Genomic DNA, 22,951 nt, shown 5'->3' with positions numbered 1-22,951 from the left:
TTTTTCGCATCTGATTTGGACCGGAACACACCGAATAATGCAGTGAGATAGAGTGGTTCACAGCGCTGCTGTATAATACTGTGCTTCCGCCTAATGGCATGATTTAATTCAGAAAAGTTCAACCCACAATGCTCTCTACAGCAAACATCACGATGCAATTCGGCGCCAAGCCGCTGTTTGAAAACATCTCCGTCAAGTTCGGCGATGGCAACCGTTATGGCCTGATCGGCGCCAACGGCTGCGGCAAGTCCACCTTCATGAAAATCCTCGGCGGCGACCTGGAGCCGTCGGCGGGTAACGTGATGCTGGATGTGAACGAGCGTCTGGGCAAGCTGCGTCAGGACCAGTTTGCGTATGAAGAGATGCGCGTGCTGGACGTGGTGATGATGGGCCACACCGAGATGTGGGCGGCGATGGCCGAACGCGACGCGATCTATGCCAACCCGGAAGCCACGGACGACGATTACATGAAAGCCGCCGAGCTGGAAGGCAAGGTCGCGGAATACGACGGCTACACCGCCGAAGCGCGCGCCGGTGAGCTGCTGCTGGGCGTCGGCATCAGCATCGATCTGCACCAGGGCCCGATGAGTGCCGTGTCGCCCGGCTGGAAGCTGCGCGTGCTGCTGGCGCAGGCGCTGTTCTCCAACCCGGACATCCTGCTGCTGGACGAGCCAACCAATAACCTGGACATCAACACCATCCGCTGGTTGGAAGATGTGCTCAACGAGCGCAACTCCACCATGATCATCATCTCCCACGACCGTCACTTCCTGAACCAGGTGTGCACCCACGTGGCGGACATGGACTACGGCACGCTGAAGATCTACCCGGGCAATTACGACGACTACATGCTGGCATCGACCCAGGCGCGCAACCAGCAGCTGGCCAACAACGCCAAGGCGAAAGAGAAGGTCGCCGAGCTGCAGGAATTCGTGCGCCGCTTCTCGGCCAACAAGTCCAAGGCCCGCCAGGCCACTTCGCGCGCCAAGATGATCGACAAGATCAAGGTGGAAGACATCAAGCCATCTTCGCGCGCCTATCCGTTCGTGCGCTTCGAAGGCGAGAAGAAGCTGCACCGCCTGGCGGTGGAAGTGGAAGGCATCAGCAAGAAGTACGACCGCACACTGTTCAACAACTTCAGCATCCTGGTGGAAGCGGGCGAACGCATCGCCATCATCGGTGCCAACGGCGCCGGCAAGACCACCATGCTGCGCTGCATCGGCGGCGCCGACGTCACCGGCCTGGATGCCGACCACGGCACCGTCAAGTGGGCGGAAAACGCCAACGTCGGCTACATGCCGCAGGATCCGACCGAGGACTTCGCCACCGACATCAACCTGACCGACTGGATGGGCAAGTGGACCAAGGAAGGCGACGACGACCAGGCCGTGCGCTCCATCCTCGGCCGCCTACTGTTCGGCGGCGACGAGGTGAAGAAATCGGTGCGTGTCCTGTCAGGCGGCGAGAAAGGTCGTATGATGTACGGTAAGCTGATGCTGGGCCGTCACAACGTGCTGCTGCTGGACGAACCGACCAACCACATGGACATGGAATCGATCGAGTCGTTGAACATCGCGCTGGATAAATACGCCGGCACGCTGATCTTCGTGTCGCACGACCGCGAATTCGTCTCGTCGCTGGCCAACCGCATCATCGAGATTAAGGAAAACGAAGTCGTCGATTTCCGCGGCGGCTACGAAGAGTATCTGACCAGCCAGGGTATCGCTTAAGCCACTATGCAAGCCATCGAGATCAAAGCCGTCGAGTACGAGCATCCCCAAGACGGCGCCAGCTGCGTCGCCCATGCCTGGGCGCGCACGCCGGCCACCCCCAGCCCCGAAGAGCGCGTCGCGCTCAAGGAACGCATCAAGCGCCTGCTGAAGGAAAAGCAGGCGGTTCTGGTGTCCCACTACTACGTGGACGCCGACCTGCAGGACCTGGCCGAGGAAACCGGCGGCTGCGTCTCCGATTCGCTGGAGATGGCGCGCTTCGGCCGCGACCATCCGGCCAAGACGCTGGTGGTGGCCGGCGTGCGCTTCATGGGCGAGACCGCCAAGATCCTGAGCCCGGAAAAACGCATCCTGATGCCGGACCTGGACGCGACCTGCTCGCTGGACCTGGGCTGCCCGGCCGACGAATTCGCCGCCTTCTGCGACCAGCATCCCGACCGCACGGTGGTGGTGTACGCCAACACCAGCGCCGCCGTCAAGGCGCGCGCCGACTGGATGGTGACGTCGTCGATAGGCCTGGATATCGTCAAGCACCTGCACCAGCAGGGCAAGAAGATCCTGTGGGCGCCGGACAAGCATCTCGGCTCCTACATCCAGAAGCAGACCGGCGCCGACATGTTGCTGTGGCAGGGCTCCTGCCTGGTGCACGATGAATTCAAGGGCGTGGAGCTGGAACTGCTGAAGGCCCAGTACCCGCAGGCGAAAATCCTGGTGCACCCGGAATCGCCGGCCAACGTGGTGGCGCTGGCCGACGTGGTCGGCTCGACCACGCAGATCATCAACGCTGCCGTGGAATCGGACTGCGACACCTTCATCGTCGCCACCGACAACGGCATCCTGCACAAGATGCGCGCCGCCGCGCCGGGCAAGCGCTTCATCGAAGCGCCCACCGCCGGCAACAGCGCCACCTGCAAGAGCTGCGCGCACTGCCCGTGGATGGCGATGAACGGCCTGCAGAACCTGGCCGACGTGCTGGAGAACATGGACAACCCGGCCGCCAGCGCCGCCAACGAAATCTTCGTCGATCCGGACATCGGCAAGCGCGCCGTGACTTCGATCACGCGCATGCTGGACTTCGCCGCCGCCAGGAAGGCCAAGGTGCAGCCTGGCCCGGACCTGGCGCAGGAAGCCAAACTGTTTTCGGGGATCGGCCCTGCATGATGAGTACCCTGATCAATAAGTTCGCGCCGTTCGACGACGCGCTGAAGTCGGCATTTGAAGCCAATCTGCTGGCGGCCCTGCTGGAAGACGTGGGCAGCGGCGACCTGACCGGCCTGCTGGTGCCGGAAGGCGGCCGCGCCAAGGCGCGCGTGATCGTGCGCGAGGACGCGGTGCTGTGCGGCGCGCCATGGTTCGAAGGCATCATGAACTGCATGCAGGCCGGGATCGAAATCGACTGGCAGTACGCGGAAGGCGACATGATGAAGGCCGACAGCGTGGTCTGCACCATCGAAGGCCCGGCGCGGGCGATTCTCACCGCCGAACGCGGCGCGCTGAATTTCATGCAGCTGCTGTCCGGCGTGGCCACGGCCACCCGCAAGTACGTGGACGTCATCGCCGGCACCCGCGCCGCGATCCTCGATACGCGCAAGACCTTGCCCGGCCTGCGTCTGGCGCAGAAGTACGCGGTGCGCGTGGGCGGCGGCCAGAATCAGCGCCTGGCGCTGTATGACGGCATTCTCATCAAGGAAAACCACATCGCGGCGGCCGGCGGCATCACCAACGCGGTGCTGGCGGCCAAGGCCCTGAACAAGGGCGTGTCGATTCAGGTGGAAGTGGAATCGTTGGACGAGTTGAGGGAAGCGCTGGACGCGGGCGCCGTCTCCATCCTGCTGGATAACTTCAACACCGACATGATGCGCGAGGCGGTGGTGATCAACGCCGGCCGCGCGCTGCTGGAGGCGTCCGGCGGCATCAATTTCGATACCGTGCGTGCCATCGCCGAAACCGGCGTGAACCGTATTTCCATCGGCAGCCTGACCAAGGATATCCGGGCCACCGATTATTCTTTGCGCATCGTGGGATAATCCGCGTAGAATGAACCGCAAGTTGCCGGAGGTCCGGCAGGGGAGACCCGCTTGCGGAGAGCACGTCGGCTTTGTTTGACTGGCTTGTGCGGCATGGCGCTGGGCGCCGTGCCGCTATCATCTTTTGCCCGCCCTCAGGCCGCGCGTGAGCTGCTGGTGGTGGGAACCCGTTTTGAAAGTATCTACGAACAACGCGGCGACGGCGAATTTGCCGGCATGGGCGCGGACCTTCTGCGCCTGTTCGCAAAGCGTTACGGCTACCAGCTGCGCTTCGACATCTATCCCTGGCGGCGTGCGCAGGAGCTGGTCAACACCGGCAAGGCCGATGTGCTGGTCGGGCCCTACAAATCGGCGGAGCGGCAACGCACCATGCGCTTCAGCGGCCAGGCCTTCTTCCAGGACCAGGTGGCGTTTTACGTGCGCGCCGACCGCATGCCGATCTGGGAAGGCGATTATGGCATGTTGAAGGGGCGGCGCATCGTCACGCTCAATGGCTGGAGCTACGGCCCCACCTTCGCCGAGGCGCAACCCGGGTTGACGATCAGCGTTGCCAATTCGGTGGAAAGCGGCTTGAAGATGCTGGTCATCGGCCATGTGGAGATGTTTGCCACCAATCGGCGCGATACCGATCCCGTCATCGCGGCGCTCGGCCTGCAGGACAAGTTGCTGGCGCTGGCGCCGTTGATCGACGTGCAGAATGCTTACTTTGCCTATCCACTGACGCCGCGCCATCGCGAGATGCCGGCGCAGATGGACAAGCTGCTGCTGGAAATGAAACGCAACGGCGAGCTGCAAAAGCTGGCGCGCCGCTACGGCGTTACGCTGCCCTGATCGACTTGCGCATCTTTGCCAGCGGCACCCGCACCTCGCCCGGCAGCGAGATCTCGATCGGTTCGACGATCTCGAAGCCGCACGCCTGGTACAAGGGCACGCCCGGCATGGTGGCCGCCAGTTCCAGCGTGTGAAAACCGCCGGCCGCCGCCGCGTCGGCGCAGTGCTGCAGCAGCATGCGCCCCAGTCCCTGCCGCGCCGCCGACGGATCGACGAAGAAGGCGCGGATGCGGGCCGGCTCGGTGGCCGGATCGAGCAGCGGATCGGCGCCTTTCTTGGTGCGGTCGGCGCCGAACAGCGTGCTGCGCTTGCTCCAGCCGCCGCAAGCGGCCAGCTGGCCATCCTTCTCAATGACGAAATAGGTCTGATCCGCCACCAGTTGCGTATCCACGCCAAACACGTAACGCGTTACGGCCTGCGCCTGCGCGGGCGTGTAAAAGCCCGCGCTAAGCGCGATGCCGGAACGCGCGATCAGCGCTTCCATGGCCGGAATGTCGGCCGGCGTGGCGTGGCGGACCGAGATCATTTGCGGCGCGGCGGCGTGAGGATGGTCGGCAGCGCCTTGGCCAGCGTCTCCGGATAATCGCGGCTGAAGTGCAGGCCGCGGCTTTCCCGGCGCAGCAGCGCGCTGTTGACGATCAGGTTGGCCACCTCCACCAGGTTGCGCAGTTCCAGCAGGTCGTGCGAGACGCGGAAGTTCTGGTAGTACTCGTCGATTTCTTCCTTCAGCAGCGCGATGCGGTGCTGCGCGCGCTCCAGGCGCTTGCTGGTGCGGACGATGCCGACGTAGTTCCACATGAAGCGGCGCAGCTCATCCCAGTTGTGCGAGATGACCACTTCCTCGTCGGCGTCGGTGACGCGGCTTTCGTCCCAGTCCGGCAGATAGGGCACTTCGCCTTTTTCTTTGGAGGTGATGTCCAGCGCGCAGGCGCGGCCGATCACCACGCATTCCAGCAGCGAGTTGCTGGCCAGGCGGTTGGCGCCGTGCAGGCCGGTGCAGGCGGTTTCGCCCACCGCGTACAGGCCGGGCAGGTCGGTGCGGCCGTGCATGTCGGTGACCACGCCGCCGCAGGTGTAGTGCGCCGCCGGCACCACCGGAATCGGCTCCTTGGTGATGTCGATGCCCAGCTCCATGCAGCGCGCGTAGATGGTGGGGAAGTGCTCGATCAGGAAATCGGCCGGCTTGTGGCTAATGTCCAGGTGAACGTAATCCAGGCCGCGCTTCTTGATCTCAAAGTCGATGGCGCGCGCCACCACGTCGCGCGGCGCCAGCTCGGCGCGCTCGTCGTGGGACAGCATGAAGCGCTGGCCGGCGGCGGCGCCGGCTTCCGGCGGCAGCTTGAGCAAGCCGCCTTCGCCGCGGATCGCCTCGGTGATCAGGAAGGACTTGGCGTAAGGGTGGTACAGGCAGGTCGGGTGGAACTGGATGAATTCCATGTTTGACACCCGGCAGCCAGCGCGCCATGCCATGGCGATGCCGTCGCCGCTGGCGGTATCCGGATTGGTGGTGTACAGGTACACTTTGCCGGCGCCACCGGTACACATCACCGTGTGTTCCGCCGCAAAGGTGTGCACCTGGCCGGTATGCTCGTCCTGCACGTACAGGCCGTAGCACTTCGGCTGTGCGTTCTTCTTTACCGGGTGGACTTTGTCCGACGTAATCAGGTCAATCGCGCAGTGGTGTTCGAACAGCGTGATGTTCGGGTGGGCGCGGACTTTTTCTTCCAGCGTGGTCTGCACCGCGTTGCCGGTGGCGTCGGCGGCGTGGATGATGCGGCGCTGGCTGTGGCCACCCTCGCGGGTCAGGTGAAAACCCAGTTCCGCCGAATCGTCCCTGGTAAAGGGCACGCCTTGCTCGATCAGCCATTCGATCGCTTCGCGGCCGTGTTCCACGATGTAGCGGGTGGCGCCTTCGTCACACAGGCCGCCACCGGCGATCAGGGTGTCTTCGATGTGCTGCGCGTGGCTGTCGCCGGAGTCCAGCACGGCGGCGATGCCGCCCTGGGCCCAGTTGCTGGCGCCATCCTTCAGCGCGCGTTTGGAAATAATCGCTACGGTCCGCGTCTCGGCGAGATGCAGGGCGACCGACAGGCCGGCCAATCCGCTGCCGACAATTGCAACATCAAATTTCATGATTACGTCGTTACGTGAAGGTAAATGAACCATGACTATAGACTATTTGTCATAGTCCCGTCATAAAAAGCCTTTTTTGGGCGCGGGATTGTGGGCGCTCAAGACGGCGTTTCAGCGTGTTCCCATCATAAAAGCTCCTTCGGGGGAGCTTATCGTGATCAGGATCTTTCATCATTATGTCTCCAGGATAGCGTTCATGCTGCTGTTGCTGGAGCTGTCGATATTGCTGGCGGCGGCCGTCGCCAGCGCGCCGCTCTGGCTATCCGACGCTGGCCAGTTGTACGCGCCGGCGCTGACATTCGCGCTGGTAATGGTGTTCAGCATGGGCACCCTGGGCATGTACCAGCATGACCAGTCGCGCGAGGACGTTAAAAGCACCGTGTTGCGGATCATGCCGGCGCTGGTGCTGGGTTTCTGCCTGATGCAGCTGCTGGCCGCGCTGCTGCCGCAGGCGCACCTGGGGCGGCCGGGCAGCATGGTGTTCCTGCTGGGCGGCGGCGCGGTGCTGCTGGCGCGGCTGGTGGTATTCACCTCCGCCCAGTCCAGCATGCTGGAACAGCGCCTGATCATCGTCGGCGACGGCCCGCTGGCGCGTGAATGCCTGGAGCTGGCCGCCAGCAGCGCCGGTTTTCATCCATTTCGCGTGGTGGGCTTCGTGCCGGTGCAGGGCGAGATGCGCGCCGTGCCGCCTGCCATGCTGTTGCCGGCCGATCTGCCGTTGCTCACGCTGGCGCGCCGCTACGCCGCCGACGAAATTGTGGTGACGGTGGGCGACCGCCGCAACGGCGCCTTCCCGGTGCGCCAGCTGCTGGAGTGCGCGCTGGGCGGGGTGCCGGTGATCGATGCGGCGACTTTTTTTGAACGCGAGGCCTGCCAGATCCGTATCGATTCGCTGCAGCCCAGTTTTCTGATTTTTGGCGGCGGCTTCGATCAGAGCCTGCTGCGCGCCTGCGTCAAACGGGTGTTCGATCTGGTGGCCAGCGCCGCCATCGGCCTGCTGGCGGCGCCGGTGATGGTGCTGACCGCGCTGGCCATCAAGATGGAGGACGGGGGCCCGGTGTTCTATCGGCAGGAGCGGGTGGGGCGCGATAACCGGCTGTTTCAGGTGCTGAAGTTCCGCAGCATGCGCCAGGACGCGGAGCGCGATGGCCGCCCGCAATGGGCGGAGCAGGACGATCCGCGCGTGACCAGGGTCGGCCACTGGCTCCGCAAGCTGCGCATCGACGAGCTGCCGCAGATGCTGAATGTGTTCAAGGGCGAGATGAGTTTTGTCGGGCCGCGTCCGGAGCGGGCCTACTTTGTCGAGCAGTTGTGCGAGCAGATCGCGTACTACAATGTGCGGCATGGGATCAAGCCCGGCATCACCGGTCTGGCGCAGGTACGCTACCGCTACGGCGCCTCGGTGGACGACGCGCTGCGCAAGCTGCAATACGATTTATATTATGTGAAGAATAACAGCTTGTTTCTGGACCTGCTGATACTGGTGGACACGGTGCAGGTGGTCCTGTTCGGCAAGGGCGGACGCTGATGGCGTGGGATGGCGCCCCGGCCGTCGCGGCTGTCAGCCATGGCGTGGCGGCGTTGGCGTTTGCCGCGCTGGCGGCGTGGCTGCTGCGGCGCGGATGGCGTCAGCGCCCGCACGCCCGGCTCATGGGCCATGCCGCCGCCGTCACCGCGGTGTGGGCCGCGGTGCTCTCCGCCGCCACGGCGAGCGGCGAGGTCGACGGAATAACGATGCTTGCCGGCGTGGCGGATGCGCTGCGCACCGCCATCTGGCTGGCGGTGCTGCTGCGGCTTGCCGGCGCTGACCGGCGCTGGCTGGCCTGCGCCATGCTGCTGCCGGCGAGCGCGGTGGTGGTCGCGTCGACCCAGGGCCTGTCGCCGCTGTGGCAGGCCGGCCTGCCGCTGGCGTCGTCGGTGCTTGGGATGCTGCTGGTCGAGCATCTGTATCGCGGCGCGGCGCGAAACACGCGTTGGGGCATCAAGTTTGCCTGCCTTGCCATCGGCGCCTTGTTCGCCTTCGATTTTTATCTGTACAGCGACGCCATGCTGCTGCGCCGGCTGAATCCGGATATCTGGGCGGCGCGCGGCATCGTCAACGCCTTGAGTGCACCGCTGCTGGCGATCGCCATGGCGCGCGGTCCCGCCTGGACGCCGGCACTACGGCTGTCGCGCCAGATCATGTTCCATTCGGCCGCGCTGCTCGGCGCGGCCATGTACCTGATGACGATGGCCGCCAGCGCCTGGTATCTGCGCTACGTGGGCGGCGCCTGGGGCGCGCTGATGCAACTGGCCTGTCTGTGCGGCGCGGCGCTGCTGTTGGTGGCGGTGCTGTTTTCCGGCGCCATGCGCGCCCGGCTCAAGCTCTTTATCGGCAAGCATTTCTACCAGGGACGCTACGATTATCGCGAAGAGTGGCAGCGCGTCACGCGCGCGCTTGCCGACGATGCCGGTGGACTGTCCGAGCGCGCCATTCAGGCCATGGCGGCATTGGTGGAAAGCCCGGCCGGCATGCTCTGGCTGCGGCGCGAGGATGATCTATACCGGTCCGTCACGCGCTGGAACATGCCGCTGCCGGCTGCCGAAGAAAGCCCGGAGGGCGCGCTGTGCCATTTACTGTCCGACCGAGGCTGGGTGATCGAATTGCCGGAGTGGCAGCGACATCCGGCCCGCTACGACCATCTGCCGCCACCCGCCTGGGCAGAGGGCGTGTGGCTGGTGGTGCCGTTGATGCTGGACCGGCGGCTGTTCGGTTTCATTTGCCTGGCGCCGCCGCGCACGGCCTTTCAGTTGAATTGGGAAGTGCGCGACGTGCTGAAAATCGCCGGCAGCCAGGCCGCCAGCTATCTGGCGCATCGCGCCTCCGCCGATAGCCTGTCGGTCGCGCGGCAGTTCGAATCCTTCAACCGCATGTCGACCTTCATTGTGCATGACCTGAAAAACCTCGTGTCACAACTCTCGCTGTTGCTGGCGAACGCGGAAAAGCACAAGGCCAATCCCGCCTTCCAGGAAGACATGCTGCAAACCTTGTCGCATTCGCTGGGCAAAATGAAGCATCTGCTGCTGAAGCTGCGCCGCGATGACGCACCCGATGCCGTCGCGCCGCTGCAACTCGACCAATTGCTGGTGCGCGCCGTGCGGCTGCACGCCAGCAGCGAGCCGCGGCCCTCGCTGGACCTGCGCGCCGCCGGCCTGACCGTACTGGCGCACAGCCAGCGGCTGGAACGCGTCATCGGTCACCTGATACAGAACGCGGTCGAGGCGACGCCGCGCTCTGGCCAGGTCGCGGTGCGCCTGGACGCGGCCGGCGGCGCAGCGGTGATCGAACTGTCGGACACCGGTCATGGCATGAGCGAGCAGTTCATGCGCGAGCGGCTATTCCAGCCCTTTGTCTCCACCAAGGCGGCCGGCATGGGCATTGGCGTGTTCGAGAGCCGCGAATATCTGCGCGAAATCGGCGGCCAGTTGCAGGTGGCCAGCGCGCCATCCCAAGGAACGACCTTCCGCATCACGCTGCCGCTATACAAGGAGTCCACGCATGGGCAAGAACAAGCTGCTGGTGGTTGAGGACGACGCGGGGCTGCAAAAGCAGCTGCGCTGGAGCCTCGACGCTTACGATGTGGTCACGGCGGATGACCGCGAAACCGCGCTGGCGCAGCTGCGCCGGCATCAGCCGGCCGTGGTGACAATGGACCTTGGCCTGCCGCCGGATCCCGATGGCGCCAGCGAGGGCCTGGCGCTGCTGGCGCAGATACTGGCGTCGGCGCCCGATACAAAGGTCATCGTCCTGTCCGGTAACCAGGAACGCGCGCATGCGTTGAAGGCCGTCGCCATGGGCGCTTACGACTTTCATCAAAAGCCCTCGGACGCGGACACGCTGTCGCTGGTGATCGAGCGCGCTTTTTATCTGCACGCCATGCAGCGGGAGAACCGGCGCATGCTGCAGATCCAGTCCGACTCGCCGCTGGCCGGCATCATCAGCCGTGATCCGGCGATGCTGAAGCTGTGCCGCAGCGTCGAAAAGGTGGCGCCGTCGTCGGCCACGGTGATGCTGCTGGGGGATTCGGGTAGCGGCAAGGAGCTGATCGCGCGCGGCCTGCATCAACTCAGCGCGCGCCACGACAAGCGTTTTGTGGCCATCAATTGCGCCGCCATTCCGGAGCATCTGCTGGAGAGCGAGTTATTCGGCTACGAGAAAGGCGCCTTCACCGGCGCGCAGCGGCAGACGCCGGGCAAGCTGGAACTGGCACATGGCGGCACGTTCTTTTTCGACGAAATCGGCGATATGGCGCCGGCCCTGCAGGCCAAGCTGCTGCGCTTTTTGCAGGAGCGGGTGATTGAACGGATTGGCGGCCGCAGCGAAATCAGCATCGACGTGCGCGTGGTCTGTGCCACGCACCGCAACCTGAAGACGTTGGCGATGGAGGGCGGCTTCCGCGAAGACCTGTATTATCGCCTCAGCGAGATCGTGCTGGCGATTCCGCCGTTGCGTGACCGCGCCGGCGACCGCGCGTTGTTGGCGCATCACTTCCGCAACAAGTTCTGCGCCGGCGAATCACGCTCGCTGCTGACGTTCAGCGCCGATGCGCTGGCCGCGATCGACACCTACGCGTGGCCTGGCAATGTACGCGAGATAGAGAACTGCATCCGCCGCGCTGTCATCATGGCCGACGGCCCGCAGATCACGCCGGCCGATCTTGGCTTGCCGGATGGCGCGGAAGAGACGCTTAACCTGCGCCAGGTGCGCGAGGCGGCGGAATATCACGTGATGGTGAAGGCGCTGGCACGCGCCGACGGCAATATCGTCAAGGCGGCGGAGCTGATGGGGGTGAGCCGGCCGACGCTGTATGACCTGATGAGCCATCATGGTCTGAAGTAGTCAGTCGCGCCATTCGCCGGCCGCGATCAGTTTGTTTTTCAGGCCGGGCAGCGGAAAACCCATGCCGTAAGCTTGTTGCGCGCTGGCGCGGGCCTTGTCATAGTCCTTCTTCTTGAGGTAGAGCAGCCCGAGATTGTAGTGGGCGGTGGGATTCGCCGGTTCCAGCCGCGCGGCCGCTTCCAGTTTTTCCAGCGCGGCGTCAATTTGGCCAAGGGCCAGCAGATAGGCGCCGTAGAGCGCTTGCACGCGGGCGTCGTCGGCACGGAAGCGTAGCGCGCGTTCGAAATAGCACTCCACCGTGTAGTGCGCGCCATGCGGCTTGTTGGTCTTGTCACGCAGCGCCAGGCGCGACATCGCCGCCAGTGCGCGGTGGTGGTTGGGGAAGTGTTCCAGCGTGTAGCCGATGTCGGCGCCGAGCGCGCCGCTGGCGCCGCGTATCAGCCGCTCGACGTTGGGCGTGAAGTGGTAGTTTTCCACCACGGTCAGGCCCTGGCGGTCGTCGGCGTTGTTGTAGTCGCCGCCGGGATTGTGCTTGACGTAGTCCGGACAGTTGTCGGCGGCTGTGGCGCTTGCGCAGGTGAAGATCAGGATGGTGGCCAGGTGTCTCATGCAAGTTCTCCGGAGTGGAGGCGGTCCAGCAGCACCGCCAGCTCGTGCGTGCGCGCCGCGCGGGAGTGGCGGGCAATGAACGATGGCGGCGCGGTCGGCGCCTGCCGCTGCCGGCACAGACGCAGAAACTCACGCAACGCGCTGACAATGTCGTCTGCATTGTCCAGTCGTGCCATGGTGTGGATGCCGGCGCGGCGCAGCAGGCCGGCGGTGTCGCCGTCGGGATCGGTCAGCGCCAGCAGCGGACGGCCGGCACGCAGGTATTCGTACAGTTTGGCAGGAATCTGGCCGTTGCAGTTTTCCGCCTGGAGCAGCAGCAGCCCGTCAGCCGCCAGCATTTCGGCCAGCGCCTCCTGGTAGGGCAGCGGCGGCGCCAGTTCGACGATGTGCGCCAGAGCCGCGTGCCGGGCGATGCGATGCCGCAGATGCGCATCATGCCCGCTGGCGCGCAGCACCAGGCGGAAGCTTGACGGCCGCAGTTCGCCCTGTGCCAGCAGGCGCGCCAGCGCGGTGAACAGCGCGGCCGGATCGCGCTCGGAGGGATAGATCACGCCGCTGTGCAGCAGCCGGAATGGCCCGGCTGGCGGCGCCGCTTGCAGGCCGGCGGCTTCGGCACCGAGAAAACTGGCTTCGTCGTAGCCATTTTCAATCAAGGCGATGCGGCGGGTATCTGCCTGCGGGAAGCGCAGATTGAGGTCGCGCACCGCGCCCGGCGTGGTGCAGACCACCGCCGCGCCACGCCGCATCGCCTGCCGCTCGATCCAGCCGTGGATGCGGCGCCGGCATGGATCGGGCGGATAGCCGGTGTCGATCATCGGGTCGCGCTGGTCGGCAATCCACGGAACGCCGGTCAGCCGGTGCAGCGTGAGGCCGATCAGGTGCGCGGTGGCGATTGGGTAGCTGGACCAGATGAAGTGCGGCCGATGCCGGCGAATCAGCCGCAGTCCCGCTGGTACTGCGCTCAACCACCATGAGATCCAGCGGTCCGGCTGCGCCAGCAGCGACGGGTAGCGGCCGGCAATGGCCAGGTGGCGCGCGCTGTCCAGCGCAAAGCTGCGGTGTACCGGCACCTGCGGCGCGACATCGGCAAGGCCGCACGCCGGATAGGCGCTGGGGCTGACCGACAGCACCACCGGCTGCCAGCCCAGTTGCGGCAGGTACCGCGTAAAAGCCAGCGTGCGATGGATACCGCTACCGCCGCGCAGCGGCGGATAGTGGTAGGCGATCATCAACACGCGCTTTACCATGACCGTATCCAGTCGGTGCAGATGTTGGCCACCTCGTCGCGCCACGTCTGGCGCGCGAAGGTATGGTTGGCGTTGGCGACGACCGTCTGCCGCACGTGACGCGATGCCAGCAAGGCGGCCCAGTGCGCATGCTGGCATGGCAGCGCCATGAACTCGCGCGCGCCCAGGTCCGCGCCGCTCAGGATGATGAGGATTTGTCCACGAAAGCGCCGCAGCGAGCGATACAGCCGCTCCGGCAGCGACTCCACCTGCGCCGCCGGCTGGCGGGCAGCGGCGGCCAACTGGCCGAACGACGACAGCGCATTGCGCAGGCCGAAGCGCCCGCGCGCCAGCTTGCGCCAGAACTCCGGCTCGCGCACGCGGCGCAGGTAGTAGTGGCGCAGCGTGGTGCGGGCTTCGCCTTGCGTGGTGCGCACCCATGGATTGAGCATCACCAGGCCGGTGATGCGCGGATCGTTCGGCGCGTGGAAGGCGGCGGCGGTGGCGCCGTCGCACAGTCCCCACAGCACCAGCTCCCGCAGTGATGGCATGGCGCTGAAAAATTCGCCGATCGCGGCCTCCAGGTCGTCTTGTATCGATTCGAAATCGCGCATTTCGCCTTCGCTGTCGCCCATGCCGCGATAGTCGAAGCGCATCACCGGCACCCGATGTTCGGCCAGGTGGCGCGCCAGCAGGACGAATTGGCGGTGGCTGCCGACGCGGTATTGCGGGCCGCCGGTGACGATCAGCACACCGCGCGTCAGCGGCTCGTCCGGCACGTGCAGTATGCCGAACAGCCAGCAGTCCTGGCAGGTGAAGTGGAGGGCGCGCTGCTGCGGCATCACGTCGGCTCCCTGGGCATGGCGGCGGCGGTGGCGGCCAACAGTTCGGGGGCGAGGCCGATTTCGCTGCTGGTCCAGAAGGCCTCGCCGTCGACGGGATAGGCTTGAACATCGGCGCCGCCCTGACGCCAGCGGTCGATCAGCAAGGCGGATGCCGGCTGCAATGCCGCCTGTCCCTGGCCGGCGGCGCTGGCATACTCGGCGGCGGCACCGTGTGGCGCCGGACTGAGTTCCAGCCATTGCACCGGGCAGCGTGGCGTCAGCGCGTCGGCATCCAGTTCGGCAATGGCGTCGGAGAGTGCCGGCGGTGTCAGGTAGCCGGCGATTTCCGTGCCTTGTTCGGCGGCCGGGCCGCTGGCGAACAGCCGCGCCGCGCTTTGCAGGCGCGCGAACTGGTGCAAATGCGCGCGGCCACTCAGCGCCGGCTGCCACAGGATCAGGCCATCCGGCCGCGCGCGCCTGGCGAAATCGAGCGCCAGCAAGGCGCCGAGCCGCAGCCCCCACAGGTATCGTGGACCGCTGTGGCGCGCTTGCAGCCATTGCCACGCCCGCGCCAGGTCGCCGAGCCAGGTGTCCCAGCGGGCCAGCGCCAGTTCGCCGCTGCTGTCGCCGCAGCCGTACAAGTCGATTTGCAGCACGCCGAAGCCTGCCTGCGCGTAGGCGCGCGCCTGCAGCGCCACCATGCGCCGGCTCTTGTTCAGTTCTTCCGCAAACGGATGAACGTACAGGATGGCGCCGCGCGGCGGCACGCCGGTCTCCGGTTCGTGGTACAGGCAAAAGCGCTCACCTTCGTCGGCATTCAGGAAGAACGGCAGCGCGGTGAAGGAGGGCGTGTTCACGACAGTGCCATTTTGCTGGCGACGAAGCTGGCCAGGGTACCCACCGTGGCGAAGTGGCGGGCGCTGATTTCGTCGTCCCGCACCTCGAAGCCAAAGTGCTGCTCCAGCGCCACGATCAGATTGGCCACGGCCATCGAGTCCAGCTCCGGCAGGCTGCCCAGCAGCGGCGTGTCTTCGGTCAGCGGCAGCTGGCCCAGGGCCAGGGTGCTCCTCAGGATTTGGCAGACTTGCGAAAATTGGGGCATGGGGGCTCCTGTAACTGGCTGGTGTCGAATATCAGTTGCGGAAAGGATGCGGGATGGCGCGACAGATGGACGTAGGGACGCAGGCTGCACATCATCCACTGCCAGCGGCCGCAGCGCAGGAACACGGCGTGGCCGAGCCGCACCACGCCGATGTGTGCATGCGCGCGCAGCGATGCCGGATTGAAGGCGGAGATGCGGCTGCAGGTCCAGCGCACGCCCTGCGCCCGCAGCTGCTGGCGCGCCGCTTCCCATAGGCGGCGGAAGACCCAGCCGAGACGTTCCTCCGGCCGCACCCACACGTCAAAGTCCCAGCTGGCGCCCGCGGACGCCAGCCGGTAGCGCACCCGCACTTCATCCTCCTGGTAGGCGCGGGGGATCATCCATAGAAAGCCGGCCAGACGGCCGGCGCGCCATGCGGTGAGCGTTCTTGCGCCTTGCGCGTAGCGGCCGCGCACCACGCTGGCCGGCCGCGGATAGTCCTCCGGCAGCGGCGCGCCGGCGCCAGGCGAACGGATGTCGATGTCGGCGCCGCGCATGGGCGATAGCGGCGCGTCGCTCACGTGCTGGGCGACGAACAGATAGCGGTACAGCGCCCAGCGCCCGCCGCTGGCACGTTCCAGTCCGCGCGCCAGCAGATACAGGGCGGTGTTCAGCCAGCCCAGTTGCGCGAGAGTGAGACGCAGGCGTTTGCTCATGGCAGCGGATCCGATAAGGAGCGGGGTTCTGATTAAACTATGGGCGCGCAGCGCGCGGTTTGCGCCAGCACAAGCGCATGCGGCGTTTGACGCGCATCAAGAACCGCACGACGATTTGTCCCGATCATGGAAGACTGTCCATTGTGAAGGCCGACCGCCATGCCGCAGCTTATCCACGACGTCATTTTCCAGTCGGCGCAGCAGATGCCGGATCGCCATGCCCTGTGTTACCAGGGGGCGGGCCTGAACTACGGCGCGCTGGCGCAGATGGTGCGCCAGGCTGCGCACGCGTGGTTGCAGCAGGGGCTGGGGCGCGGCGAGCGCCTGGCGGTGTACCTGGAAAAGCGCGAGGAGACGGTGGTGGCCATGTTTGGCGCGGCGGCAGCGGGCGCGGTGTTCGTGCCGGTCAATCCGGTGCTGAAGGCCGAGCAAGTGGCCTATATTCTGGCCGACTGCAACGTGCGCATCCTGGTGACTTCGCGCGAGCGGTACCGCCAACTGGCGGAGGCGCTGGCCGCGTGCCCGGATCTGCAGACCGTCATCATCACCGGCGCGATGGAGGCTTTGCAGCCGCCATCCGGCGTGCAGCTGCATTCCTGGCGCGAGGTGATGGCCGCCGCCGCGCCACAGCCGTGCCACCCGTGCATCGACAGCGATATGGCCGCCATCCTGTACACCTCCGGCAGTACCGGCAAGCCGAAAGGGGTGGTGCTGTCGCACCGCAATCTGGTGGCGGGGGCGCTCAGCGTGGCCAGCTACCTGCACAACACGGCGGAGGACCGCATCCTCTGCGTGCTGCCGCTCAGTTTCGATTACGGCCTGAGCCAGCTGACCACCGCCTTTGCGGTCGGCGCCTGCGCGGTGCTGCTCAACCACTTGCTGCTGCGCGATGTCATCGACGCCGTGGACCGCGACCGCATCACCGGCCTGGCCGGCGTGCCGCCGCTGTGGATACAGCTCGCGGAACTAAGCTGGCACCACACCAGGCGCCTGCGTTACATCACCAATTCTGGCGGCGTGATGCCGCAACACACGATCAAGGCGCTGCGCAAGGCGCTGCCGCACGTGGAAATCTATCTGATGTATGGTCTGACCGAGGCATTCCGTTCGACGTATCTGGCGCCGGAGCAGCTGGATCTCCGCCCGGATTCCATCGGCAAGGCGATTCCGAACGCGGAAATCCTGGTGCTGCGCAGCGACGGTTCGCCATGCGCGCCCAACGAGCCGGGGGAACTGGTGCACCGCGGCGCGCTGGTCGCCATGGGCTACTGGAATGACCCGGCGCGCACGGCGGAACGTTTCCGGCCGCTGCCGGACCGCAGTGGCGGCCTGCCGATTCCCGAACTGGCGGTTTGGTCGGGCGACACGGTACGCGCCGACGACGAGGGCTATCTGTATTTCATCGGCCGCAGCGACGACATGATCAAGACCTCCGGCTACCGGGTCAGTCCGGCAGAGGTGGAGGAGGTGGTGTACGCGACCGGTCTAATATCGGAGGCGGCGGCGTTTGGCGTACCGCATGCGATGCTCGGCCAGAGCATCGTTCTGGTGGCGATGGGCGAGGAGCGTAACGGCGCGCCACTGCTGGCCGCCTGCAAACAGCACCTGCCGGCGTATATGGTGCCGTCGCGCATCGAGATGCGCAGCCAGCCGCTGCCGCGCAATCCCAACGGCAAGATCGACCGCCGCCTGCTGGCGCAGGAACTGGAGATGCGCAGATGACGGCCCCCCATGCGCCGCTGCGGCAGTTTCCGGTGCAGGACGACTGCCTGCAACTGGGCGGCATCACGCTGACGCGGCTGGCCGAGCGCGTCGGCCGCACGCCGTTCTATGCTTACGAGCGCAATCATATCCAGTCGCGGATTGCCCTGCTGCGCGGTGTGCTGCCGGCCGATCTGCACGTGCATTACGCCATCAAGGCCAATCCGATGCCGGCGCTGGTGCAGATGATGGCCACGCTGGTGGATGGCTTTGATGTCGCCTCCGGCGGCGAATTGAAAACGGCGCTGGACGCCGGCATGCCGCCGTCGCGCATCAGTTTCGCCGGGCCGGGCAAGAGCAATAGCGAGCTGCGCAGCGCGGTGGCGTCCGGCGTGGTGCTGCATCTGGAATCGGAAGAGGAGATGGAGCGCGCCGCACGCGTCGGCGAACTGTTGGGCATGATGCCGCGCGTGGCCATCCGCGTCAATCCGGAATTCGAGCTGAAATATGCCGGCATGAAAATGGCGGGCGGCGCGCGGCAATTTGGCGTCGATGCCGAGCGGGTGCCGGCGATGTTGCGCAAGCTGCGCCACCTGGCCCTGGATTTCCAGGGATTTCACCTGTTTTGCGGCGCACAGAACTTGTCGGCCCACGCGATTTGCGAAGCGCAGCGCTTGTGTGTTGAGCTCGGGCTGCGGTTGGCCGAGCATGCGCCAACGCCAATGCGGCTGCTGAATATCGGCGGCGGGTTCGGCGTGCCGTATTTTCCGGGCGAGCAGCCGCTGAACCTGGCCGCCGTGGCCGAAGGGCTGGGGACGACCGCCCGGGCGCTGGCCGCCGCCTCGCCACAGACCCGGCTGGTGCTGGAGCTGGGCCGCTATCTGGTGGCGGAAAGCGGCATCTATGTGTGCCGCGTGCTGGAGCGCAAGCTGTCGCACGGCCAGGTATTTTTGATTACCGACGGCGGCCTGCACCACCATCTGGCCGCGTCCGGTCATTTTGGCCAGGTGATACGCAAGAACTACCCGGTGGCGATCGGCAACCGCATGCACGCAGCGCCGCGCGAGGTGGCCACCGTGGTCGGCCCCTTGTGCACGCCGCTGGACATGCTGGCCGACAGCATGGAACTGGCACGTGCCGAACCCGGTGATTACGTGGTGGTGTTCCAGTCCGGCGCCTACGGCTTGACGGCCAGCCCCACGGCGTTCCTCGGCCATCCACCGCCGCTGGAGGTGCTGGTATGAGCGGCCTGTGCGGCTATCTGAACCTGGCCGGCGCCGCGCAGCCTGACGACGCGGCCGCCGGCCACGCGCGGGCTGGCGGCACTTCGCTGGCCAAGCGGTGTAACGCGCTGGCGCGCCTTGATACCAGCCCGGTCCGCCTGTTGACGGGTGAACTGTGTGGGCTCGGCGTGGCAGCCGTCGCCGGCGTCGTCAGCGTCCACCAGGAGCCGGGGCTGCTGGCCGCCGTCCTCGGCCGCGCGCGCCTGGATGGTAGCGGCGATGCGCTGGCCCGCCGCCTGGTGGAAAAATGGCGCACCCGCGGCCCACTGGCCTGCGCCGAGTTGTCAGGCCATTTTTCCGTCTGCATCGTCGATGCCAGCACTGGCACGGTGATGCTGGCGGTGGACCGCAGCGGCGTCCATGCCATGCATTATCAAAGCGATCCGCACGGGTTGCGATTTGCGACTTCGGCGGAGGGCATGCCACACGGCGAGCTGGACGCCCAATCCCTGTTCAACTACCTGTATTTCCACATGATACCGGCGCCGCGCAGCGTCTACCGCAATCAGCACCGCCTGTTGCCGGGGGAGTATTTGCTGTACCGTCACGGCCGGATGGAGCGTGGCGTCTACTGGCGCATGCGGTTCCGCGAGGAGCGCAGCACGCCGTTCGTGGCGATGAAGGGGCAATTCCTGGGCGCGCTGCGCGAGGCTGTGCGGCTCGCCGCCGACGGCACGGAGCGTGTTGGCGCCTTCCTCAGCGGCGGCACCGACAGTTCCACGCTGGCCGGCTTGCTGGCACGGCCGACACCTACCTATTCGATCGGCTTTGATGTCGACGGCTACGACGAAATGGCCTACGCCCGCATCGCCGCCCAACATTTCCAGACCGATCACCACGAGTACTACCTTACCGCCGGCGACGTGGCCGACGCCATTCCCCGCATTGCCGCCGCCAGCGCGCAGCCGTTCGGCAATGCGTCCGTGGTGCCGGCGTATTTCTGCGCGCAGATGGCGCGGGCGGACGGCGTCACGCGCCTGCTGGGCGGTGATGGCGGCGATGAGCTGTTTGGCGGCAACGAGCGATACGCCCGCCAGGCGATATTCGCGCGGTACGAACAGTTGCCGTCGGCGCTGCGGCAGGTGTTGCTGGAGCCTGTCCTGTTCGGCCTGGCGGGCCGCTGGCAGGCGCCGCTGCTGCGCAAGGCCCGCAGCTACGTCGAACAGGCGCTGGTGCCGATGCCGGCCCGGCTGGAAACCTACAATCTGCTGCAACGCTACGGCCCGGCGCAGGTGCTGGATGCCGGGTTTCTGGCCTCGGTGGACGAGGCCGCGCCACTGGCCCAATTGCATGCCTGCTACTGGGAGTCGCACGGTCTCAGCCAGATCAATCGCATGCAAGCGCTGGACCTCCGCTATACGCTGGCGGACAACGACCTGCGCAAAGTTACGCTGGCGTGCGAACTGGCCGGCGTGGAAGCGGCATTTCCCTTCCTCAGCGACGAGATGCTGGCGTTTTCCGCCGTCCTGCCGCCGCGCGATAAGCTCAATGGCACGCGCTTGCGCTACTTCTTCAAGCACGCGCTGCGCGAGCACCTGCCGCCGGCGATTCTGCGCAAGAAAAAGCATGGCTTCGGCATGCCGTTTGGCCACTGGCTGGTGACTGATGCCCGCCTGCGCGAACTGGCGTTCGACAGCCTGGCGTCGCTGAAGCCGCGCCGTATCGTGCGCGCCGACTTCATCGACCGCCTGACGACTACGCTGGTCCTCGAGCATCCGGCCTATCACGGCACCATGGTGTGGGTGTTGATGATGCTGGAACAATGGCTGCAACAGCACACTACACCGCCACGCGTCGCTGCGCCAACAGACGCAGCAGAAATCGCAGCCGGTCCGGCTCCCATGGCGTGAAGCGCGGCAGTTGCATCAGGTCGCTGCCATCGTAAGCGCTGCCGGCGACGGTGCTGAAGGCTGCGTCAAAGCCCAGCGCGCGCGCCATGTCGATGTGGCGTTGCTGATAATCCCTGCCCGGTTTGCCGTTCGGATAGGCAAACAGCGTCACCGGCGCTTGCAGGATGGATTCCAGCGCCGTCTTGCCTTGCTGGATATCGGCCAACGCCTCGCCGTCCGGCATCGCGCTCAAGATTGGATGGCGGTGCGTGTGGGCGCCGATTTCCATGCCGGCCGCGTGCAAAGCGCGTACCTGGGGGGAGCACAGCATCAGCTCCTGACGGCGTGGTGGCGCCATGGCCCGCGCGGCGCGCTGGCGTTGCTCAAACGGCAGGTACTTGAGTTCCAGCAGCAGTCGATCGAGCGCGCGCGGGCCGACTCCGGCCTGACGGGCGTGGTCGATCACGTCATCGTTCCACATCTGGCCGCCATCGAGGTAGCCGCTGGCGATGAAGAAGGCCGCGCTCAGGCCGTGCTTGTGCAGGATGGGCAGCGCGTATTCGGCATTGTCGGCGTAGCCATCGTCGAAGGTGATGCAGGCGGCGCGCGGCGGCAGCCGCTGCTGCTGGAGCAAACTCAGCGCGCGGGTGACCGGCAGCACGTGGAAGCAGCGCTTGAGCAGCGCCATCTGGCGGTCGAAGCGGCGGATGTCCGGCAGGCTGGGCAGCAGGGCGTCCGGCGCCGCCAGCACCCGGTGATACATCAGGATGGACAGACGCTGCGAGCTCATCGCTTCATCTCCAGCTTGCGGGCCGCCAGCCGCTGCTCGGTCAATGCGCGCAGGGCAACGATGGCGGCCATCAGGTAATAAGGGACGTCGAAGTACAGCAGGCTGAGGAAAGCGCCGCCGACCGCGAATCCAATCAGACTGGACTGGATCATCTTGGCCAGGTTGCTGGCCCACAGCCATTCCGCATCGCCAAGGCTGTTGCGGACGATCCACGAGGCCGAGCGCCACGTGAGCACACCCAGCAGCAGGTACAGCGCCAGCCCGACAAAGCCATGCTCGCCCAGCGCCTGGAAATAAATGCTGTGCGCGGCATGCACGGCGCCGGGATCAGGCGCATACAGGTAGAACACCGACGGCTCGGCAATTTCGAAGCCGCCGCCGAAGAAGCGGTCCTTGGCCAGGTTGTAGGCCATGTGCCAGGCATTGATGCGTCCCATGGCGGAGCTGTCGGCCTGGTAGTCGCTAATGCTGTCCATGCGCTCGGTCCAGCGCTCGGGCATGTACAGCAGCGCCAGCGGCGCCAGCAGCAGCATGATGAAGGCGCCGAGCAGCTTCTGCTGGCTTTTCAGCCACATCAGCACGAGCATGGCGGCGATCGCCAGCAGCGCGCCACGGGAGTACGAGCCGAGCGCGGCCATGCCGGACAGCAGCATGGTGGCGGTCAAACCACGCCGGACCCAGCGATTGCCCGCGCTTAATTGCAGATAGCGCATCAGCGGTATCGCCACGATCAGCGCCAGCGCGATTTCATTGTTGCCGCCGATGAAAGTGCCGATCGGCCCCCAGACGCGAAAATTGCCCCCCTCGCGCACGGTGAAGATGCCGCCCTTGACGCCGTAGTAACCCAGCGAAATCACCAGCACCCAGATCATGCGGTGCACGTCCTGGCGGCGGCGGATGACCACCATCGTCACCAGGCTCATCAACATGATCTTCATCACCTTGCCCAACTGGACCTGCGACGCCGCCGGAAAGATCGCAAACAGCGTGGTGACGTTCATCCACAGCACCATGGCCAGCAAGGTAAAGGTAATGCCGCTGGCCGGCAGCGTTTTGGGCGCGCGCGACGTGGCCAGGCTGAACAGGGTGATCACGGCGATGATCTGTGCGAACGGAAACGTGGTGGCAAAGCCCCAGCCCTGTGTGTGCGGATTCATGACGCTGATCCAGATCCACATCAGCACACCGTTGACCGGGTGCTTGATGATCAGCGGCAGGCTGGCAAACACAATGAGGGTGACAAGTATGTCGCGCATGGCAGTCATTGATACGGCTCAACAATGCGATTGAGC

General features: G+C 65.7%; 20 protein-coding genes. 10 read left to right on the top strand and 10 right to left on the bottom strand.

All coding sequences use genetic code 11. From position 1 onward, the window contains the following. Window positions 1-128 precede the first annotated feature (128 nt). From FHW58_RS06540 to FHW58_RS06525, 4 genes are all read left to right on the top strand, one after another. Window positions 129-1,730 (top strand): ABC-F family ATPase, encoded by a 1,602-nt coding sequence (locus tag FHW58_RS06540; RefSeq protein WP_179672249.1) that lies wholly within the window; start codon window positions 129-131, stop codon window positions 1,728-1,730. Between the two features lie 6 nt (window positions 1,731-1,736). After that, window positions 1,737-2,891, top strand: a complete 1,155-nt coding sequence (gene nadA, locus FHW58_RS06535) for a quinolinate synthase NadA (protein ID WP_179672248.1) — start codon at window positions 1,737-1,739, stop codon at window positions 2,889-2,891. Next, on the top strand, window positions 2,891-3,757 hold the full coding sequence (nadC, locus tag FHW58_RS06530) for a carboxylating nicotinate-nucleotide diphosphorylase (RefSeq protein WP_179673303.1): 867 nt from the start codon (window positions 2,891-2,893) through the stop codon (window positions 3,755-3,757). Before nadA ends, nadC begins: the two co-directional genes overlap by 1 nt. Before the next feature lie 75 nt (window positions 3,758-3,832). After that, window positions 3,833-4,588, top strand: a complete 756-nt coding sequence (locus tag FHW58_RS06525) for an ABC transporter substrate-binding protein (protein WP_229265067.1) — start codon at window positions 3,833-3,835, stop codon at window positions 4,586-4,588. On the opposite strand, the gene FHW58_RS06520 is transcribed toward FHW58_RS06525, so the two are convergent. Next, the gene (locus tag FHW58_RS06520) at window positions 4,575-5,114 is read right to left on the bottom strand and encodes a GNAT family N-acetyltransferase (protein WP_179672247.1); all 540 of its coding nucleotides are present in this window, start codon (window positions 5,112-5,114) and stop codon (window positions 4,575-4,577) included. The two genes, FHW58_RS06525 and FHW58_RS06520, sit on opposite strands and share 14 nt — an antisense overlap. Further along, a complete protein-coding gene (gene nadB / locus FHW58_RS06515) occupies window positions 5,111-6,721 on the bottom strand; it encodes an L-aspartate oxidase (protein ID WP_179672246.1) in 1,611 nt (536 codons plus the stop codon). The genes FHW58_RS06520 and nadB overlap by 4 nt, the downstream gene beginning before the upstream one ends. Window positions 6,722-6,917: 196 nt before the next feature. Here nadB and FHW58_RS06510 point away from each other — a divergent pair, with 196 nt between their 5' ends. The 3 genes from FHW58_RS06510 to prsR are packed head-to-tail and all read left to right on the top strand — an operon-like array spanning window position 6,918 to window position 11,600. Beyond that, on the top strand, window positions 6,918-8,249 hold the full coding sequence (locus FHW58_RS06510) for a TIGR03013 family XrtA/PEP-CTERM system glycosyltransferase (RefSeq protein ID WP_218892634.1): 1,332 nt from the start codon (window positions 6,918-6,920) through the stop codon (window positions 8,247-8,249). Continuing rightward, entirely contained in the window at window positions 8,249-10,288 is a 2,040-nt protein-coding gene (gene prsK / locus FHW58_RS06505) for an XrtA/PEP-CTERM system histidine kinase PrsK (RefSeq protein ID WP_179672244.1), read from the top strand. Before FHW58_RS06510 ends, prsK begins: the two co-directional genes overlap by 1 nt. Continuing rightward, window positions 10,260-11,600: a PEP-CTERM-box response regulator transcription factor gene (prsR, locus tag FHW58_RS06500; protein ID WP_179672243.1), complete on the top strand. Its 1,341-nt coding sequence runs from the start codon at window positions 10,260-10,262 to the stop codon at window positions 11,598-11,600. The genes prsK and prsR overlap by 29 nt, the downstream gene beginning before the upstream one ends. Here the strand turns inward: prsR and FHW58_RS06495 are convergent, their stop codons facing one another. From FHW58_RS06495 to FHW58_RS06470, 6 genes are read right to left on the bottom strand one after another with little or no spacing between them, the layout of a single operon-like run. Beyond that, entirely contained in the window at window positions 11,601-12,209 is a 609-nt protein-coding gene (locus tag FHW58_RS06495) for a tetratricopeptide repeat protein (protein WP_179672242.1), read from the bottom strand. It abuts the gene before it with no gap. Continuing rightward, window positions 12,206-13,456, bottom strand: coding sequence for a glycosyltransferase (locus tag FHW58_RS06490; RefSeq protein WP_218892633.1), 1,251 nt, complete (start codon window positions 13,454-13,456; stop codon window positions 12,206-12,208). The genes FHW58_RS06495 and FHW58_RS06490 overlap by 4 nt, the downstream gene beginning before the upstream one ends. Further along, on the bottom strand, window positions 13,450-14,277 hold the full coding sequence (locus tag FHW58_RS06485; RefSeq protein WP_179672241.1) for a hydrolase 1, exosortase A system-associated: 828 nt from the start codon (window positions 14,275-14,277) through the stop codon (window positions 13,450-13,452). Before FHW58_RS06485 ends, FHW58_RS06490 begins: the two co-directional genes overlap by 7 nt. Continuing rightward, window positions 14,277-15,116 carry a hydrolase 2, exosortase A system-associated gene (locus tag FHW58_RS06480; RefSeq protein ID WP_179672240.1) on the bottom strand — a complete coding sequence of 280 codons (840 nt, stop codon included), beginning with the start codon at window positions 15,114-15,116 and terminating at the stop codon, window positions 14,277-14,279. The genes FHW58_RS06485 and FHW58_RS06480 overlap by 1 nt, the downstream gene beginning before the upstream one ends. After that, window positions 15,113-15,361: an acyl carrier protein gene (locus FHW58_RS06475; RefSeq protein WP_179672239.1), complete on the bottom strand. Its 249-nt coding sequence runs from the start codon at window positions 15,359-15,361 to the stop codon at window positions 15,113-15,115. Before FHW58_RS06475 ends, FHW58_RS06480 begins: the two co-directional genes overlap by 4 nt. After that, window positions 15,328-16,056: a GNAT family N-acetyltransferase gene (locus tag FHW58_RS06470; protein ID WP_179672238.1), complete on the bottom strand. Its 729-nt coding sequence runs from the start codon at window positions 16,054-16,056 to the stop codon at window positions 15,328-15,330. The genes FHW58_RS06475 and FHW58_RS06470 overlap by 34 nt, the downstream gene beginning before the upstream one ends. A 159-nt stretch (window positions 16,057-16,215) precedes the next feature. On the opposite strand from FHW58_RS06470, the gene FHW58_RS06465 reads away from it, so the two are divergent. From FHW58_RS06465 to FHW58_RS06455, 3 genes are read left to right on the top strand one after another with little or no spacing between them, the layout of a single operon-like run. Beyond that, window positions 16,216-17,778, top strand: a complete 1,563-nt coding sequence (locus FHW58_RS06465; RefSeq protein ID WP_179672237.1) for an acyl-CoA ligase (AMP-forming), exosortase A system-associated — start codon at window positions 16,216-16,218, stop codon at window positions 17,776-17,778. Then, window positions 17,775-19,001, top strand: coding sequence for a pyridoxal-dependent decarboxylase, exosortase A system-associated (locus tag FHW58_RS06460; RefSeq protein ID WP_179672236.1), 1,227 nt, complete (start codon window positions 17,775-17,777; stop codon window positions 18,999-19,001). Before FHW58_RS06465 ends, FHW58_RS06460 begins: the two co-directional genes overlap by 4 nt. Further along, window positions 18,998-20,890 (top strand): asparagine synthetase B, encoded by a 1,893-nt coding sequence (locus FHW58_RS06455; RefSeq protein ID WP_179672234.1) that lies wholly within the window; start codon window positions 18,998-19,000, stop codon window positions 20,888-20,890. Before FHW58_RS06460 ends, FHW58_RS06455 begins: the two co-directional genes overlap by 4 nt. On the opposite strand, the gene FHW58_RS06450 is transcribed toward FHW58_RS06455, so the two are convergent. Both FHW58_RS06450 and FHW58_RS06445 read right to left on the bottom strand, forming a co-directional pair. Beyond that, complete coding sequence (locus FHW58_RS06450; protein ID WP_179672233.1) at window positions 20,820-21,659, bottom strand: polysaccharide deacetylase family protein; 840 nt, start codon at window positions 21,657-21,659, stop codon at window positions 20,820-20,822. The two genes, FHW58_RS06455 and FHW58_RS06450, sit on opposite strands and share 71 nt — an antisense overlap. Continuing rightward, complete coding sequence (locus FHW58_RS06445; RefSeq protein WP_179672232.1) at window positions 21,656-22,915, bottom strand: putative O-glycosylation ligase, exosortase A system-associated; 1,260 nt, start codon at window positions 22,913-22,915, stop codon at window positions 21,656-21,658. The genes FHW58_RS06450 and FHW58_RS06445 overlap by 4 nt, the downstream gene beginning before the upstream one ends. Window positions 22,916-22,951 lie beyond the last annotated feature (36 nt).

It is taken from the genome of Duganella sp. 1224, assembly GCF_013408245.1.
GTDB lineage: Bacteria > Pseudomonadota > Gammaproteobacteria > Burkholderiales > Burkholderiaceae_D > Rugamonas.
Note: the sequence above shows the minus strand (reverse complement) of the source record. Positions and strands in the feature narration are given on the sequence as shown.

Coding starts and splice junctions, on each gene's coding strand:
- FHW58_RS06540 (WP_179672249.1), top strand. CDS start 129: ATGCTCTCTACAGCAAACATCACGATGCAATTCGGCGCCAAGCCGCTG.
- nadA (WP_179672248.1), top strand. CDS start 1,737: ATGCAAGCCATCGAGATCAAAGCCGTCGAGTACGAGCATCCCCAAGAC.
- nadC (WP_179673303.1), top strand. CDS start 2,891: ATGAGTACCCTGATCAATAAGTTCGCGCCGTTCGACGACGCGCTGAAG.
- FHW58_RS06520 (WP_179672247.1), bottom strand. CDS start 5,114: ATGATCTCGGTCCGCCACGCCACGCCGGCCGACATTCCGGCCATGGAA.
- nadB (WP_179672246.1), bottom strand. CDS start 6,721: ATGAAATTTGATGTTGCAATTGTCGGCAGCGGATTGGCCGGCCTGTCG.
- FHW58_RS06510 (WP_218892634.1), top strand. CDS start 6,918: ATGCTGCTGTTGCTGGAGCTGTCGATATTGCTGGCGGCGGCCGTCGCC.
- prsK (WP_179672244.1), top strand. CDS start 8,249: ATGGCGTGGGATGGCGCCCCGGCCGTCGCGGCTGTCAGCCATGGCGTG.
- prsR (WP_179672243.1), top strand. CDS start 10,260: ATGGGCAAGAACAAGCTGCTGGTGGTTGAGGACGACGCGGGGCTGCAA.
- FHW58_RS06495 (WP_179672242.1), bottom strand. CDS start 12,209: ATGAGACACCTGGCCACCATCCTGATCTTCACCTGCGCAAGCGCCACA.
- FHW58_RS06490 (WP_218892633.1), bottom strand. CDS start 13,456: ATGGTAAAGCGCGTGTTGATGATCGCCTACCACTATCCGCCGCTGCGC.
- FHW58_RS06485 (WP_179672241.1), bottom strand. CDS start 14,277: ATGCCGCAGCAGCGCGCCCTCCACTTCACCTGCCAGGACTGCTGGCTG.
- FHW58_RS06475 (WP_179672239.1), bottom strand. CDS start 15,361: ATGCCCCAATTTTCGCAAGTCTGCCAAATCCTGAGGAGCACCCTGGCC.
- FHW58_RS06470 (WP_179672238.1), bottom strand. CDS start 16,056: ATGAGCAAACGCCTGCGTCTCACTCTCGCGCAACTGGGCTGGCTGAAC.
- FHW58_RS06465 (WP_179672237.1), top strand. CDS start 16,216: ATGCCGCAGCTTATCCACGACGTCATTTTCCAGTCGGCGCAGCAGATG.
- FHW58_RS06460 (WP_179672236.1), top strand. CDS start 17,775: ATGACGGCCCCCCATGCGCCGCTGCGGCAGTTTCCGGTGCAGGACGAC.
- FHW58_RS06455 (WP_179672234.1), top strand. CDS start 18,998: ATGAGCGGCCTGTGCGGCTATCTGAACCTGGCCGGCGCCGCGCAGCCT.
- FHW58_RS06450 (WP_179672233.1), bottom strand. CDS start 21,659: ATGAGCTCGCAGCGTCTGTCCATCCTGATGTATCACCGGGTGCTGGCG.
- FHW58_RS06445 (WP_179672232.1), bottom strand. CDS start 22,915: ATGCGCGACATACTTGTCACCCTCATTGTGTTTGCCAGCCTGCCGCTG.